We start from the raw sequence: 14,916 nt of genomic DNA, 5'->3' as shown, positions 1-14,916 counted from the left end.
ACGAAGGGGACGGCCGGAACTCCGGCCGTCCCCTTCGTCGTTCGGGCCTCCCGAAGCCGTCCGGGGGGGGATCCGGTTCAGGAGTCCTTGCGCTCCTCGCTGCGCCCACGTGCACGGGCCTCCTGCCGCTCCTTCGCCTGAAGCGCCTTCGCCTCAGGCGCGTACAAGTCGACGTACTCCTGGCCGGACAGCTGAAGGATCTCGTGGATGATCTCGTCCGTGACCGCCCTCAGCACCGTGCGCTCGCTCTCCATCCCCGCGTAGCGCGTGAAGTCCAGCGGCTCACCGAAACGGATCGTCACCTTGCCGAACCGGGGCATCTTCCGTCCCGGCGGCTGCAGTTCGAAGGTGCCCACCATCGCGCAGGGAATGACCTTCACGCCCGCCTGGAGCGCCATCGATGCGACACCGACGCGGCCCTTGTACAGCCGTCCGTCGTGGGAACGAGTGCCCTCGGGATAGATGCCCAGCAACTCGCTCCTGCTGAGCACACCGAGGCCCTCGTCGATGGCGGCCTGGCCGGCACCCTTGCCCGAGCGGTCCACCGGGATCTGGCCCACGCTGCGGAAGAAGGCCGCCGTGAGCCGCCCCTTCAGGCCCGGCCCCGTGAAGTACTCGGACTTCGCCAGGAATGTGATGCGCCGTCGGAGGATCGCCGGCATCAGGAAGTGGTCGGAGACGGAGAGGTGATTGCCGGCCACGATGGCCGCACCCTCATCCGGAATGTTCTCGAGCCCCTCGATCCGCGGGCGGAAGTACAGCCGCAACAGGGGCCCCAGCAGTACGTACTTGAACAAGTTGTAGAACACGCTACGGCCTTCCCCCATGCGTTCCGATGAGATCGCAGAGTAGCCCCCACCACCGCATGCGGGGGAGGGGGCCCACCGGACGGGGACTCAGCTGCGCTTCGTGGATACCGCCCCCACCGTGACCAGAGCCAGAACGACCCACCCGAACCAGAGCCAGCCGCTGCTCCCCATGGTCACCGTGTAGGCCGTCACGAGAATGAGCGCCGCCACCGTACCGACGGTCAGAGCCTTGGCAGAGCGAGGCATCACAACACCCTCCTCCCGGCAACCCGGCCGGCGACGGGGATCGCGTGCAAAGGGAACCGGGTCCGACTCCTATGGTCGCTCGCGCGGGGGCAGTGGCGCTACTGCCCCCGGTCACTGCTGACGGGCCTGCAGGGAGGCCAGATAGGCGTTGTACTCGGCGAGCTCCTTGTCGCCGTCGCGGTCGGCCATCCTGTCCCTGCGCCGTGCCTCGCGCTCCTCCGACCTGTGCCACTGGAAGACCAGCGCGAGGAGTACCAGCACCGAGGGGATCTCGCTGAACGCCCAGGCGATCCCGCCCGCCGCTGTCTGGTCCGACAGCGCCGTCACCTGCAGCGACGCCGGCGGGTTCGCGTACGTGGCGATCATCGGCTCGGTGGCCATCATCAGCGCGATGCCGAAGAAGGCGTGGAAGGGCATCCCGGCGAACAGCTCCAGCATCCGCATCAGATAACCGGGCCGGTGCGGGCCGGGATCGACGCCCATGATCGGCCAGAAGAAGACCAGCCCGACCAGCAGGAAGTGCGCCATCATCGCCAGGTGCCCGGCCGTGGAGCGCATCAGGAAGTCGAAGATCGGCGTGAAGTACAGGGCGTAGAGACTCGCGATGAACAGCGGGATCGTGAAACCGGGGTGGGTCAGCACACGCAGGACGCGGCTGTGCAGCAGCGCCACGAGCAGCTCCCGCGGCCCCTTGCGGCCGCGCCCCGCCGACGGCAGCGCCCGCAGTGCCAGCGTCACCGGAGCTCCCAGCAGCAGGAGGATCGGCGCGAGCATGCTGATGATCATGTGCTGCACCATGTGGACGCTGAAGAGCAGCATCCCGTACTCGTTCAGTGCCGTGCACATCGCCACCGCGACGGCGAGCACCCCCAGGACCCACGCGACGGTACGGGCGACGGGCCACGCGTCGCCCCGCCTGCGGAGCCGCACCACGGCGCCGCCGTAGAGGACCAGCGCCAGGAGGCACCCCACCAGGAAGAACGGCTCACCGGTGAACTCCAGACCGCGGCCGAGTGTGAACGGCGGCAGATCCGTCGTCATGCCGTGTCCGCCGTGGTCCATCCGCGCTCTCTCCTGACTTGGGCGTTCTGCCCGACAAGCGTATTCCCCCCGGTTCCGCGGTCCGTGGGGACCCCCGGCTGTGCCCGGGCGTGCGAATCCCCCGCCCCGGAAGGTGCTCCCGGGGCGGGGGAGAGGAAGCGGGGAACGTCAGGCAGGCTGGAGGGCCGCCGAAATCCGCTCCTTGCGAAGCGCCTCGTACCACTGGTCGTCGACGGACAGCAACGCGTTCACATCCAGTGCCAGCTTGATGAGGTGGTCGGCGATCTGCGGATTGCGGGCCAGCACGGGTCCGTGCATGTACGTACCGAAGACGGTGTCGTTCCACGCGCCCTCGGTGCCGTCGCCCGTGCCGTTGCCCTTGCCCAGCCGCACCTGCGCCAGCGGCCGTGCCCCGGGACCGACCTTCGTGATGCCCTGGTGGTTCTCGAAGCCCGTCAGCTCCGGCAGGCCCAGTTCCGGGTCGATGTCGGCCAGTACGTCACCGACGCACCGTTCCGCCTCGCCGCGCGTGCTGACGACGTCCAGCAGTCCGAGGCCCTGCTGCGGCTCACCGAGGTCGTTGACGAACTCTCGGCCCAGGATCTGGTAGCCGGCGCAGACGGAGAAGATGATGGCGCCGTTGTCGACGGCCCGGTGCAGCCCGCCGTCGCGCAGCAGCCGCTCCGCGGCCAGCCGCTGCGGCCGGTCCTCGCCGCCGCCGATCAGATAGATATCCGCGGACGTGGGCACCTGCTGGTCGGAACGGATGTCGGTGCGCTGCACCTTCAGTCCGCGCTGATGCGCGCGCCGCTCGACGACCAGGGCGTTGCCCTGGTCCCCGTAGGTGCTGAGGAGGTCGGGGTAGACCCACACCACTCGCAGGCCCGTGTCACTCATGCTCGCCAACTCCTTGAGCGGGTCGATGGGTTCAGTTGCCGACGACGCGGCGCAGATCCTGGAAGGCCGTGTAGTTCGCGATCGCCTCGATGCGTCCGGGCGGGGACATCGAGACCGCTTCGGCCGGGCTTTCGCAGACCTGGAAGTCGACGCCGGCGACCTCCAGACGTACTGCCAGGTCCAGTTTGCGGTCACCGATCACGCAGATCGGGTGGCCTGCCAGACGTGAGTAGTCCACGTCCCACAGCCATGAGGTGTCGGTGCCGTCGGCGCCGCGGGCGTTGACCGAGAGGATGACCGGAGCGGGGGGAGCATCGATGAGGGAGAAGGTCTCGAGCCAGCCCGCGGGGTTCTTCGCCAGCAGCAGCCGGACCTGACGCCCGCGGTAGTCCACCACGTCGTAGCGGCCGGCGACGGCGGTCACCGCGTGCATGCGCTCCAGCGCCACCTGCGGGGGCACGCCGAACGCCGCGGCCACGGCGGCGGAGGTGGTGGCGTTGGCCTTGTTGGCGCGGCCGGGCAGCTGAAGCTTGATAGGCCAGGCCGAACCGTGCGGGTCCAGCACCTCGTCACCGGAGAGCGCCCAGCTCGGGGTGGGGCGGCGGAAGCCGCACTCGGCGCAGAACCAGTCGTCGTCCGGACGCTGCATCACGCCGCCGCACGCCGGGCACGACCACGCGTCGTCCTTCCACTCCTGGCCGGCGGCGACCCACACCACGTTCGGCGCGGAAGAGGCGGCCCAGACGACGAGGGGGTCGTCGGCGTTGGCGATGACCACGGCCTTCGTGCCGGAGAGGCCCTCGCGCCAGCGCTCGGCCAGCATGCGCGTCTCGGCGGCGCGGTCGAGCTGGTCGCGGGAGAGGTTCAGCAGCGCGATCGCCTTGGGGGTCACATCGCGTGCGACCGTGGCGAGGTACTTCTCGTCCACCTCGATCACGCCGTACTGGGCGTCCGATCCGCCCGCGAGAGCCGAGGTGATCCCGGCGGGCATGTTCGCGCCCAGGGCGTTGGAGACCACGCCGCCGTTGGCGCGCAGCGCCTCCGCGATCAGCCGCGTGGTGGTCGTCTTGCCGTTCGTCGCGGACACCAGGACAACGTCCAGGTGATGGGCCACCTGGGCCAGCAGGTCGGGATTGAGTCTGAGCGCGACCTTGCCGCCGATCACCGATCCGCTGCCGCGACCCGCCGCACGCGATACCGCTGCCGCGGCCTTGCCTGCCGTCACGGCCAGCCTGGCCCGCGGAGACAGCGGCTCCTGGTTGCCTGCCATCGTCCTGCTCCTCCTTGCCCCTCGGTCGGGAGCAGCCTACCGAGGTCCGCCGCCGCGCCCGAACCGCCTCACCCACAGGGAAGTTGCGCATCCTGCCGCTCGGACCGCCGGTGCGTCCGGGACCCTGGGTCCGTGGGTGCGTCCGCGGGGGTCCCGTCTGGGCGCGGGGCTCCCGCAAGTGTTCAGGGACTGCCTGGGGCTCCGGGACGATCGTCGGCCATCGCCAGCCGGCCCCACAGCAGGTCGGCGAGCTGCCTGACCAACTCGGCGCGGGAGCAGGGACGTTCACGCAGCCACCAGTCACCGGCCGCGTACGCCATCCCCACGACGCCGTGTCCCCAGATGCGTGCCGTCTCCTGGCCGCCGGGGCCCAGGTCGAGACGTTCCTCGATGACCTTGCCCAGCTCGTCGCCCAGGCGGCGCAGCAGGGGAGCGGAGTGCTGCCCGGCTTCGAAGCCGCGGTCGCCGCCCGAGGCGCCTTCGGAGGGGTGCATGAGGAAGCGGTAGACCTGCGGGCGGCTCTCGATCGCGGCGAGGTAGGTGTCCAGCGTGGCCTCGACGCGGTCTTTTCGCCTCTCGGCGGGGGCGTCCAGCGCGGCTCGGAGCGCGCCGATCAGGGCGTCCGTGTGCCGTACGGCCAGCGCGCGGTAGAGACCTTCCTTGTCACCGAAGTGCCGGTAGAGAATGGGCTTGGTGATGCCCGCCTCGGCGGCAATGGCGTTCATCGAGGCACCGGGACCGTCGCGAAGGACGACGCGGTCGGCGGCCTCGAGCAGCTCCTTGCGGCGGCCATCGGCGGAGCTTCGCTGCTCCGTCGGCTGTCTGGTCTCCATGGCGCCTCCCCTCCCTTTTCATTCTCGCTACCCCAGCGAAACGTAACACCCGGCGCAGCCGGACGAACGGTCGAGACCGGGAGTTGACATCCATTACCGACCAGTAACAGACTTGCCATTACCATTGGTAACTCAGCTGCTGGAAGGACCGGTCATGGGCGACACCGCATTCGCGCTCGATCTCAATGACGATCAGAAGGAGATCCGTGAATGGATCCACGGTTTCGCCGCCGATGTGATCCGCCCTGCCGCAGCGGAATGGGACGAGCGCGAAGAGACTCCTTGGCCCGTCATCCAGGAAGCCGCGAAGATCGGTCTGTACTCACTCGATTTCTACGCGCAGCAGTTCTTCGACCCGACCGGCCTCGGCATCGCAATGACGATGGAGGAGCTGTTCTGGGGGGACGCGGGGATCGCTCTGTCCATCGTGGGCACCGGTCTGGCGGCCATCGGCGTGATGGCCAACGGCACCGAGGAGCAGATCGGCACCTGGGTCCCGCAGATGTACGGCGACCCCGGTGATGTGAAGGTCGCCGCCTTCTGCTCCTCCGAACCCGATGCCGGCTCCGACGTGTCGGCCATGCGCACCCGCGCCGTCTACGACGAGGCCAAGGACGAGTGGGTGCTCAACGGCACCAAGACCTGGGCCACCAACGGCGGCATCGCCAACGTCCACGTCGTCGTCGCCGTCGTCGACCCGGAACTGGGCAGCAAGGGCCACGCCTCCTTCATCGTCCCGCCCGGCACGCCCGGCCTCTCCCAGGGCCAGAAGTTCAAGAAGCACGGCATCCGGGCCTCCCACACCGCCGAGGTCGTCCTCGAGGACGTACGCCTCCCCGGCAGCTGCTTGCTGGGCGGGAAGGAGAAGCTGGACGAGCGTCTTGCCCGCGCGCGCGAGCGCGCCAAGAAGGGCGGTGAGCGCGTGAAGAACGCGGCCATGGCCACCTTCGAGGCGTCCCGGCCCTCGGTGGGTGCGCAAGCCGTGGGCATCGCCCGCGCCGCGTACGAGGTCGCCCTCGACTACGCAAAGGAGCGCGTCCAGTTCGGGCGCCCCATCATCGACAATCAGGGCGTCGCCTTCCAGTTGGCCGACATGCGCACCCGCATCGACGCGGCCCGTCTGCTGGTGTGGCGCGCGTCGTGGATGGCGGCGGCGGGTAAGCCGTTCGACTCGGCCGAGGGCTCCATGTCGAAGCTCTACGCCGGTGAGACGGCGAAGACGGTCACCGCCCAGGCCATGCAGATCCTCGGCGGCAACGGCTACACACGCGAATACCCGGTCGAGCGGATGCACAGGGACGCGGCCATCTACACGATCTTCGAGGGCACCAGCGAGATCCAGCGTCTGGTCATCGCCCGTACCCTCTCGGGCGTTCCCATCCGCTGAGGGTGAAGGCGCCGTTCAGCCGGCATCGGTCGGCTGTCGCGAGAGGCCTCTCCGGGCTCGCCCGGAGAGGCCTCTTCGTCACGAGCGCCGCAGCGCCACGGGTGAGGGAGGCAGCCGCTCAGCCGCGGGGCAGCTGGAGGGTGAAGCGCACCTTGTCCCGCCGCGTGATGTCGAGGCGGTCGTAGAACCGGATCGCACTCTCGTTCCACGACGGTGTCTGCCACTGCACCTCGCCCAGCTCCATGGCCACCGCCTCCGCGACGACGGCGTCCATGAACCGTGCGCCCAGTCCGTTCCCCCGATGCTCTTCGCGCAGGTACAGGCAGTCCATGTGCAGATACTCGCGTCCCCGCCAGGTGGCGAACTCGATGGCGAAGGTCGCATATCCGGCAAGCCCGCCGCCCGGTGCCTCGGCCACGAGGCACATCGCGCGGGGGGACTCGGAGTCGAACAGGGCCCCCTGAAGACGTTCGGCGAGGTCCGCCGCCGGCGGGTCGGACTTCTCGTACGCCGCGTGCTCCGCCGCCAGAGCGGCCACCTCGGTCAGGTCGCGGCGGGTTGCCCGCCGGATGCCCGGGGTTCGCGCCGTGTTTCCGGTCACGACGCGCTGCCCGGCTGGATCGACAGCACGTCGCCGCTCCAGAGGTCCAGTTGCCGGTCGGGCTGCCCGCGGTCCGCCCGTACGTGACGGAGGAACACGTGGGAGCCGGACGCGGCGGAGTGGCCGGTCACCGCTTTGCGAAGGTCGTGACATCCGCACCGGACTCGAAGCGGCGGCTCGTCGTCGGAACGAAGGCCGTGAAGCCGCAACCTGTGAACAAGGGGACCCCGCTTCCGATGGCCAACGGGTACCTCTTGAGGATCAGTTCGTCGATCTCGCCGATCAGTGCACCGGCCAGCTTTCCTCCGCCGCACAGCCAGATGTCCATGCCGTCCTGGCGTTTGAGGTCTCGGACGAACTCGACCGGGTCGCTGGAGATGATCTCCACGTCCTTGTCGCCGGAACCCAACGTCCGGGAGAACACGCACTGCCGCAGATGGGAGTAGGGGCTGGTGATGCCTGCCTGCAGCGCCGGCTCATACGTTGCGCGGCCCATCAGCACGGTGTCGAACCGCTTGTTGGCCACTCCGGTCAGCCCGAACGGCTCGCGCGCCTGCACAGGCACGGTCTCCGGGTGCTGCGCGTTCATCGCCTCCATCACGTCGGGCTCGATGGGGAGGAACCCGAACTGTCCGTCGGAGTCGGCGATGAAGCCGTCGAGAGTGGCACCTACGTAGTACGTCAGTGCTCGCATCGCATCTCCTTCATGGGCTCAGCGGCGTGCTGAACACCCGCATTTCGACTCGGCGCCGGCGGCGTCCGGAGTTCAAAGTACTGCAACTGAAGTGGTATGTCCATAGTACTCTGTCCACAGTGGTTTCGATGACGAGGTGGAGACGATGCGACAGAACCCGGAGCGCCGCGCCGCTCTGCTCGATGCAGCCATCGAAGTTCTCGCCCGGGAGGGCTCGCGCGGACTGACGCTGCGTGCCGTCGACTCCGAGGCGGGCGTGCCTTCGGGCACCGCGTCCAACTACTTCGCCAAGCGGGCCGAACTGCTTCGCCAGGTCATGCATCGCACCCGGGAACGGCTGACGCCTGATGAGTCCGCGCTCGCCGGCACCATGCAGGCACCTGCGTCGAGGGAGCTTGTGGTGACGCTGATGCACGAGGTCCTGGGGCGCATGCGACGCGATCGCAGCAGTCACCTGGCCATGCTGGAACTACGCCTTGAGGCCACCAGGCGCCCCGAACTCCGGGACGACCTGTCCCGGGCGTTCAGCGAGGAACTGGACGCCAACATCCGCTTCCACTTCGACGCCGGTCTGCCGGGTGACCCCACGGGGGTCGTTCTGCTCTACCTCGCGATGTTCGGGCTGATCGTGGATGACCTCACGGTGCCCGACGTCATCGCGCGCTACGACGTCGGTGAACTGCTGGCCGAGTTGGTGGGCCGCGTCCTGCAGTCCGGAACCGAACCGGAAGCGGACTGATCCGGCGCTGCCCGGGGCGATCGTGAAGACATCGGGTTCCGGTGCGCACCGTGAGCGCGGGCAAGCGCGTTGGCGGCCGGGTGGGGCCGGGTGGGGCCGGGTGGGGCCGGGTGCGGCGGGCCTCCGGGCCGAAACCCGGTTGCGGCCCGGAAGCGTGGCGCGTGACGCTCCCGGTGTGGACATGCACGACGACCAGCTGAGCGTCTCGCCGGAGACCGTGCGCGAGCTGGTGGACGATCAGTTCCCGCAGTGGCGGAGCCTGCCGGTGCGGGCTCTCGCCTCGCAGGGGACGGTCAACGCCATCTTCCGCCTCGGCGACCGGTTCACGGCCCGGTTCCCGCTGCGCCAGGGAGACGTCCCCGCGACGTGGCGGTGGCTGGAGTCCGAGGCGGAAGCGGCCCGCGAGCTGGCGGGCCGCACGCCGTTCGCCACGCCCGAGCCGGTGGCACTGGGCGGGCCGGGCCGGGGCTACCCGCTTCCCTGGTCGGTGCAGACGTGGCTGCCCGGCGTCGTGGCCACCGACGAGGACCCGGGCGAATCGGTTGCGTTCGCACACGACCTGGCCGAGTTCGTGCACGGCGTGCGCGCGATCGGCACGCACGGCCGCACCTGGGACGGAGAAGGCCGCGGCGGTGACCTGCGCGCACACGACGCATGGATTCAGACCTGCTTCGAGAAGAGCGAGGAGCTCCTGGACGTGCCCCGGCTCCGCCGGACGTGGACGGCCCTGAGGGAGCTGCCGCCCAGTGGTGCCGCCGATGTCATGTGCCACGGTGATCTCATCCCCGGCAACGTGCTCGTGTCCCAGGGACGGCTGGCCGGGATTCTCGACGTCGGCGGTCTGGGACCGGCCGACCCCGCTCTCGACCTCGTCGGCGCATGGCATCTGCTCGCGGCCGGGCCGCGGCAGGTGCTCCGCGACGCTCTCGGGTGCGACGCCCTCGAGTGGGAGCGTGGCAAGGCATGGGCGTTCGAGCAGGCGATGGGCGCAGCCTGGTACTACGCCAGGAGCAACCCGGACATGAGCCGGATGGGCCGCCGCACACTGGAACGCATCATGGCGGCCGGGACGGCGGCCTGAGTCCGCGTCCGCTCGTGCTTCGCGGACGCATACGGGATCGGGCGCCCGTATGTCCCCGGCGGTGCGAGAGTGGGAAACGCACCGCACCGCCACACCGATCCGGAAGGCCGGACCATGACCCTCACGCTCGGCGGCGGACCGCTCGCATCGCGGTCCCCGGAGACCGTCAACTACACGATCGACGGCCCGGCACACCGGCTGCTGTGGCAGCAGTTCCAGCGCCGTGTACGCGGGTTGCTGGGCAGCAGCACGGTGCTGGACTCCACCGACGCAATGCTCCTGCACGAGAGCAACCTGCTGCCCCAGCTCTACGTCCCCTTCGCCGACCTGCGCGAGGAGACCCTGGAGGAGAGCCCCCACAGCACCCACTGCCCCTTCAAGGGGGACGCCCGCTACTGGAGCGTGCGGGTGGGTGACCGCTTCGTCGAGAACGCCGTGTGGAGTTACCCCGAGCCGCTGGAGGGCGCGGAGTGGCTCAAGGGCCACGCGGCCGTGTACTGGTCCGCCCTGGACGCCTGGTTCGACGAGGACGAGGAGGTCAGCGGGCATGTGCGCGACCCGTACCACCGCATCGACGCACGTCCCACCAGCCGCCATGTCGTGGTCAGGGCCGGCGGTACGGACGTCGCCGAGAGCCGCCGCGCGTTCCTGCTCTCCGAGACGGGCCTGCCCAACCGCTTCTATCTGCCGCAGCAGGACGTGCGCGCGGAACTGCTGAGCCCGAGCGCCACCCACACGCACTGCCCCTACAAGGGCCAGGCCTCCTACCGGACGCTGCGCACCGCCGACGGCGTCATCGAGGACGCGGCCTGGTGCTACGAGCAGCCCTTGGACGAGGCCACGCGCATCGCGGGATATCTGTGCTTCCTCGCGGACGGCATCGAGACGGTCGTGGACGGCACACCCCTGAGCTGAGGCCGGCGCGTGAGGCTCACGACCCCCCATGGGACGCAGGGGTCGTACGGAAGTACCGGGCCCGTGATGGTGCGGGCCTGCGCGGGTGCGGCGTGCTTTCGCGGATCCGCGCACGCCCGGGCCGCCGCCGGGCCCACAATGCCGGGATGGGGAAGATCTACGAACGCATCGACGAGCGGCTCCGTGACTTCATCGAGGAGCAGCACATCTTCTTCACCGCGACCGCCCCGCTGGCGGCCGACGGGCATGTCAACGTCTCGCCGAAAGGGCTCGCCGGGTCGTTCGCCGTGCTCGGCGACGTCACCGTCGGGTACCTGGACCTCGGCGGCAGCGGAGCCGAGACCATCGCCCATCTGCGTGAGAACGGCCGCGTCACCCTGATGTGGTGCGCCTTCGACGGACCGCCCCGCATCGTGCGCATCCACGGCACCGGCGTGCCCGTCTTCCGCGACGACCCGCGCTGGCAGGAACTGCTCCCGCACTTCGACGACAGCATGCAGCGGCGCACGGACCTGCGTGCCGTCATCACAGTGCGCGCGGAACGCATCAGCGACACATGCGGCTTCGCGGTGCCCTTCATGGACTACCGGGGAGACCGGCCGCTGCACACGCAGCGCTTCGCGCGCGAGACCGACGAGTCCTTCGCCACATACTGCGAGAAGAAGGAGCACGTCGGTGTCAGCCTCGACGGTCTGCCCGCCCTGCCCCTGCCTCTTCCCAGACGCATCCGCTGACATCTCCCGCCGTACGACCCACGGAAACACCCGCACTCCGTCAACCCCGAGCCGAGCGGACCGGCCCGTCGGTCCGCTCATCCCAGGAGCATCAGCATGAGCAGCAGCGCACACATCGGCGTCACCGGCCTCGCCGTCATGGGCCGCAACCTCGCCCGGAACTTCGCCCGCCACGGATACACCGTGGCCCTGCACAACAGGACCGTCTCCAGGACGCGTGACCTCGTGCGCGACTTCTCAGATGAAGGAAGCTTCATCGCCGCGGAGACTGCGGAGGAGTTCGTCGCCGCCCTGGAGCGGCCGCGGCGGCTGGTGATCATGGTCAAGGCGGGAGCCCCCACCGACGCCGTCATCGACGAGTTCGCCGCGCTGCTCGAACCCGGCGACGTCATCATCGACGGCGGCAACGCCCACTACGCCGACACCCGGCGCCGCGAGAAGGCGCTGCGCGAACGCGGACTGCACTTCGTCGGTACGGGTATCTCGGGCGGTGAGGAAGGCGCACTCCACGGGCCGAGCATCATGCCCGGCGGCTCCGCCGAGGCATACGACTCGCTCCGCCCGATGCTGGAGAGCATCGCCGCCAAGGCCCCCGACGGCACACCCTGCACCACTCACGTGGGCCCGGACGGTGCGGGCCACTTCGTGAAGATGGTGCACAACGGCATCGAGTACGCCGACATGCAGCTGATCGGCGAGGCCTACCACCTGCTGCGCGACATCGCCGGATACAGTCCCGCCCGCATCGCCGAGACCTTCCGCGAGTGGAACTCCGGCCGCCTGGACTCCTACCTCATCGAGATCACCGCGGAGGTCCTCTCGCACACCGACGCCGCGACCGGGAAGCCCTTCGTCGACGTCGTCGCCGATGAGGCCGAGCAGAAGGGCACCGGCCGCTGGACCGTGCAGACCGCGCTCGATCTGGGAGTGCCCGTCTCCGGCATCGCCGAGGCGGTCTTCGCCCGCTCCCTCTCCGGCCACGCCGACCTGCGTTCTGCCAGCTCCCATCTGCCGGGTCCCGCTGCTGCCGCGCTCTCCCCGGCCGACGCCGAGCGGTTCGCGGGACAGGTCGAACAGGCCCTGTACGCCTCGAAGATCACGTCGTACGCACAGGGCTGGAACATGATCAGCAGCGGCAGCCAGGAGTACGGATGGGAGATCGACCCGGGTGCCGTCGCGGCCATCTGGCGTGCGGGCTGCATCATCCGTGCCGTGTTCCTGGACCGCATCCGCGCCGCGTTCGCCGGCCGGCCCGATCTGCCGACGCTGCTGGCGGACGAGCACTTCTCCAAGGAGATCGGCGACGCGCAGGGCGACTGGCGCACGGTCGTGGCCACTGCGGTGGAGCACGGCATCCCCGTGCCCGGTTTCTCCGCCGCGCTCGCCGCGTACGACAGCCTGCGCAGCGCACGCCTGCCCGCCTCGCTCACCCAGGGGCAGCGCGACTTCTTCGGGGCGCACACCTATCGGCGCACCGACCGGGACGGGTCCTTCCACACGCTCTGGGGCGGTGACCGCAGCGAGGTGTCCGCGGACTGACCACCCTTGGCGCAGCCGGGTTTCCGCAGGCCGGAGACGCGTGTGCGTCCCGGTAGGGACGGGGCGCGGGGAGGGGAGTGGTGGCCGCGCGAGCGGGCACCCGGACCTGGACGGATATGCCGCTACGTAGATCCGCTGGAGTTGTGATGCCACAGCAGTCAGGCACGAGGTTCCCGGCCTGCAGGCGGCCAGACCCGGTCCCTCCTAACCCCACTCCGCCGCCCGGGCCCGGTGGGCCGGGGCCCGGACCGGCACCGGATCCGGTGCCGACCCCGACGCCCGCCCCTCCGCCGGGACCTGCACCGGATCCGATTCCGCCGTCTCCCACGCCGGAGCCGGTCCCACCGGAACCGGAACCGCAGCCTGCGCCGCCGGCGCCGTGACGCCGGGGCCGTAGGCAGCAGAACGGGCCCGCGAAGGCGGGCACGGCACAAGGCCGTGGGCAGCAGGTGAAACCCCTTCCCACCTGTCGGCCCACGGCCTCAGGTGTGCCCGGGGCGGCGTGGGTCAGGAGGCGCGTGGACGTACCGGTACTCGACCGCCGCTGCGGGCGCGGCGGCCTCAGTTCAGAGCTCGATCGCCCAGGCCAGGAAGTAGATGAAGAAGACGGCGACGAGCAGCGCCAGGATGATCACGGGCGTCTTCGCCCAGCCCTTGGCCGGGTTGTGGCGCTCGTCCGGACCTGCTCCGGCCGTGCTGTCCTCGCCGGGCGGCGTCTCCCCGGGCGGCACCTGCCCGCCCGGCTCCAGACCGGGCGAGTGGCGGGGGTCCTCGGGGTCGTTCTCGTCCATGCCGCCCGGGTGGACAGCGAGCCGTGACCTATACCTGCCGGGCGGCGATTTTCGCCCTGGCCATGGCAGTCGTTTCAGTCCGTCAGGCCCGTCACCCGGAGCGTGAGGTTGAGCCTCCCGGACGCCATCCCCGTTGCCGCACCGCCCGTGCCCGGGAAGACCTTCGTCACGCCGTGGTACGCGAAGCGGGACGGGCCGCCGAAGACGAACAGGTCACCGGAGGCGAGATGAAGGTCCGTGTAGGGCCTGCTCCGCGATTCGGTGTTCCCGAAGCGGAAGACGCAGGTGTCGCCGATGCTCAAAGAGACGACCGGTGCCGCCGACCTCTCGTCCTTGTCCTGGTGCATGCCCATTCGTGCGCTGCCGTCGTAGAAGTTGATCAGGGCGGTGTCGGGCGAGTACTCGCGGGCAGCCGCGTCGTCCCCGTACGCGTCGGCGAGTGCCCGCCGGCCGAGCCGCGCCAGCCACTCGGGGAATTCGGCCACGCGGAGCCCGTTCACGTCGTCGGCGGTGCGCGTGTAGCGGTAGGGCTGCCAGTGCCATCCCAGGCACACCGTCCGTACCGACATCACGCCGCCGCGCGGCAGCCTCGTGTGCCGCAGCGGCACGGGCCCGGCCGCCCATTCCCGGCAGGCGGAGACCAGGTCGCGCTGCTCCTGGAGGCCGAGCCACCCGGGCAGATGCACCGCCCCGGGCGCCGGGCGCGACGGGGGAGGGGGGATGAGCGCGTCCACTCGTGCGACCTCCTGTGACGACGGGCCGTACGGATCTACCGCCGAACCGCTGCGGCGGGTGCGGTGCGTGCCGACCGGACACCGGCCAGTGTCGCAGTCCTGCATGACACCGTCCGGTGGCCACCGGACACGATGCTCCGTTGCCCACCGGGGCCAGGTGAAAAGCCCTGCGTGCGGGCCCGGGAAGCGGGCAGAAGGAGGGAACACGACGACCGACAAGGGGAGATCATGGAGATCTCAGGCATCATCAGCGCCATCGTGATCGGGACCATCATCGGTGTGCTGGGGCGGCTCATCGTGCCCGGACGTCAGCGGGTCGGTATTCTCCTGACGATCGGGGTCGGCATCGTGGCCGCGCTCATAGGCTCGGCCATAGCCACGTACTTCGGGGTGGGTGACACCAACGGAGTCGACTGGGTCGAGTGGCTCATACAGCTGGTTCTGGCAGCACTCGGGGTATCGGCCCTGGACCGCTCGAAGCGCCGCCGCCGCTGAGCGGCAGCGTCAACCCGCCCGATCCCAGGGCCCCTTGCCGGACAAGCATCCCGGCGAGGGGCCCTCATGAGCGGCGTCCTGAACCTTCCCGCTCTCCGCACTTTCTCCGC

At 69.9% G+C, this 14,916-nt stretch carries 18 protein-coding genes; 7 read left to right on the top strand and 11 right to left on the bottom strand.

The window, feature by feature from the left end:
- Positions 1 to 77: 77 nt before the first annotated feature.
- The 6 genes from I004_RS0122020 to I004_RS0121995 form a co-directional block, all read right to left on the bottom strand.
- Entirely contained in the window at positions 78 to 809 is a 732-nt protein-coding gene (locus I004_RS0122020; protein ID WP_028437291.1) for a lysophospholipid acyltransferase family protein, read from the bottom strand.
- Positions 810 to 896: 87 nt separating this feature from the next.
- Entirely contained in the window at positions 897 to 1,055 is a 159-nt protein-coding gene (locus tag I004_RS39900; protein WP_028437290.1) for a hypothetical protein, read from the bottom strand.
- 111 nt (positions 1,056 to 1,166) lie between these two features.
- A complete protein-coding gene (locus I004_RS0122010; protein ID WP_028437289.1) occupies positions 1,167 to 2,117 on the bottom strand; it encodes a cytochrome c oxidase assembly protein in 951 nt (316 codons plus the stop codon).
- 147 nt (positions 2,118 to 2,264) lie between these two features.
- The gene (locus tag I004_RS0122005) at positions 2,265 to 2,993 is read right to left on the bottom strand and encodes a glutamine amidotransferase (RefSeq protein ID WP_028437288.1); all 729 of its coding nucleotides are present in this window, start codon (positions 2,991 to 2,993) and stop codon (positions 2,265 to 2,267) included.
- Positions 2,994 to 3,024: 31 nt separating this feature from the next.
- A complete protein-coding gene (locus I004_RS0122000) occupies positions 3,025 to 4,263 on the bottom strand; it encodes a MurT ligase domain-containing protein (RefSeq protein WP_028437287.1) in 1,239 nt (412 codons plus the stop codon).
- A gap of 182 nt (positions 4,264 to 4,445) precedes the next feature.
- Positions 4,446 to 5,096, bottom strand: a complete 651-nt coding sequence (locus tag I004_RS0121995) for a TetR/AcrR family transcriptional regulator (protein ID WP_028437286.1) — start codon at positions 5,094 to 5,096, stop codon at positions 4,446 to 4,448.
- A gap of 154 nt (positions 5,097 to 5,250) precedes the next feature.
- Between I004_RS0121995 and I004_RS0121990 the strand changes: the two genes are divergently transcribed.
- Positions 5,251 to 6,483, top strand: a complete 1,233-nt coding sequence (locus tag I004_RS0121990) for an acyl-CoA dehydrogenase family protein (protein WP_028437285.1) — start codon at positions 5,251 to 5,253, stop codon at positions 6,481 to 6,483.
- A gap of 118 nt (positions 6,484 to 6,601) precedes the next feature.
- On the opposite strand, the gene I004_RS0121985 is transcribed toward I004_RS0121990, so the two are convergent.
- From I004_RS0121985 to I004_RS0121975, 3 genes are read right to left on the bottom strand one after another with little or no spacing between them, the layout of a single operon-like run.
- The gene (locus I004_RS0121985; RefSeq protein WP_028437284.1) at positions 6,602 to 7,084 is read right to left on the bottom strand and encodes a GNAT family N-acetyltransferase; all 483 of its coding nucleotides are present in this window, start codon (positions 7,082 to 7,084) and stop codon (positions 6,602 to 6,604) included.
- Entirely contained in the window at positions 7,081 to 7,215 is a 135-nt protein-coding gene (locus tag I004_RS40440; RefSeq protein WP_486580171.1) for a hypothetical protein, read from the bottom strand. Before I004_RS40440 ends, I004_RS0121985 begins: the two co-directional genes overlap by 4 nt.
- Positions 7,212 to 7,778 carry a dihydrofolate reductase family protein gene (locus I004_RS0121975; protein WP_028437283.1) on the bottom strand — a complete coding sequence of 189 codons (567 nt, stop codon included), beginning with the start codon at positions 7,776 to 7,778 and terminating at the stop codon, positions 7,212 to 7,214. Before I004_RS0121975 ends, I004_RS40440 begins: the two co-directional genes overlap by 4 nt.
- A 145-nt stretch (positions 7,779 to 7,923) precedes the next feature.
- On the opposite strand from I004_RS0121975, the gene I004_RS0121970 reads away from it, so the two are divergent.
- From I004_RS0121970 to gndA, 5 genes are all read left to right on the top strand, one after another.
- Positions 7,924 to 8,517 carry a TetR family transcriptional regulator gene (locus tag I004_RS0121970; protein ID WP_028437282.1) on the top strand — a complete coding sequence of 198 codons (594 nt, stop codon included), beginning with the start codon at positions 7,924 to 7,926 and terminating at the stop codon, positions 8,515 to 8,517.
- A 181-nt stretch (positions 8,518 to 8,698) separates the two neighbouring features.
- Positions 8,699 to 9,598 carry an aminoglycoside phosphotransferase family protein gene (locus tag I004_RS0121965; protein ID WP_037977345.1) on the top strand — a complete coding sequence of 300 codons (900 nt, stop codon included), beginning with the start codon at positions 8,699 to 8,701 and terminating at the stop codon, positions 9,596 to 9,598.
- A 114-nt stretch (positions 9,599 to 9,712) separates the two neighbouring features.
- Positions 9,713 to 10,513, top strand: a complete 801-nt coding sequence (locus I004_RS0121960; protein WP_028437280.1) for a DUF427 domain-containing protein — start codon at positions 9,713 to 9,715, stop codon at positions 10,511 to 10,513.
- 146 nt (positions 10,514 to 10,659) lie between these two features.
- Entirely contained in the window at positions 10,660 to 11,247 is a 588-nt protein-coding gene (locus I004_RS0121955) for a pyridoxamine 5'-phosphate oxidase family protein (protein ID WP_028437279.1), read from the top strand.
- 96 nt (positions 11,248 to 11,343) lie between these two features.
- Positions 11,344 to 12,786: an NADP-dependent phosphogluconate dehydrogenase gene (gndA, locus tag I004_RS0121950; protein WP_028437278.1), complete on the top strand. Its 1,443-nt coding sequence runs from the start codon at positions 11,344 to 11,346 to the stop codon at positions 12,784 to 12,786.
- Positions 12,787 to 13,352: 566 nt separating this feature from the next.
- Here gndA and I004_RS0121945 read toward each other — a convergent pair.
- Positions 13,353 to 13,577, bottom strand: coding sequence for a DUF6480 family protein (locus I004_RS0121945; protein ID WP_028437277.1), 225 nt, complete (start codon positions 13,575 to 13,577; stop codon positions 13,353 to 13,355).
- Positions 13,578 to 13,651: 74 nt separating this feature from the next.
- On the bottom strand, positions 13,652 to 14,311 hold the full coding sequence (locus I004_RS0121940; RefSeq protein ID WP_028437276.1) for an alpha-ketoglutarate-dependent dioxygenase AlkB: 660 nt from the start codon (positions 14,309 to 14,311) through the stop codon (positions 13,652 to 13,654).
- A 228-nt stretch (positions 14,312 to 14,539) separates the two neighbouring features.
- Here I004_RS0121940 and I004_RS0121935 point away from each other — a divergent pair, with 228 nt between their 5' ends.
- Entirely contained in the window at positions 14,540 to 14,806 is a 267-nt protein-coding gene (locus I004_RS0121935; protein ID WP_028437275.1) for a GlsB/YeaQ/YmgE family stress response membrane protein, read from the top strand.
- Positions 14,807 to 14,916 lie beyond the last annotated feature (110 nt).

The sequence above is a fragment of the Streptomyces sp. TAA486 genome (assembly GCF_000426165.1).
The sequence above is the reverse complement of the archived record's forward strand: the minus strand, read 5'-3'. Positions and strand labels throughout refer to the sequence as shown.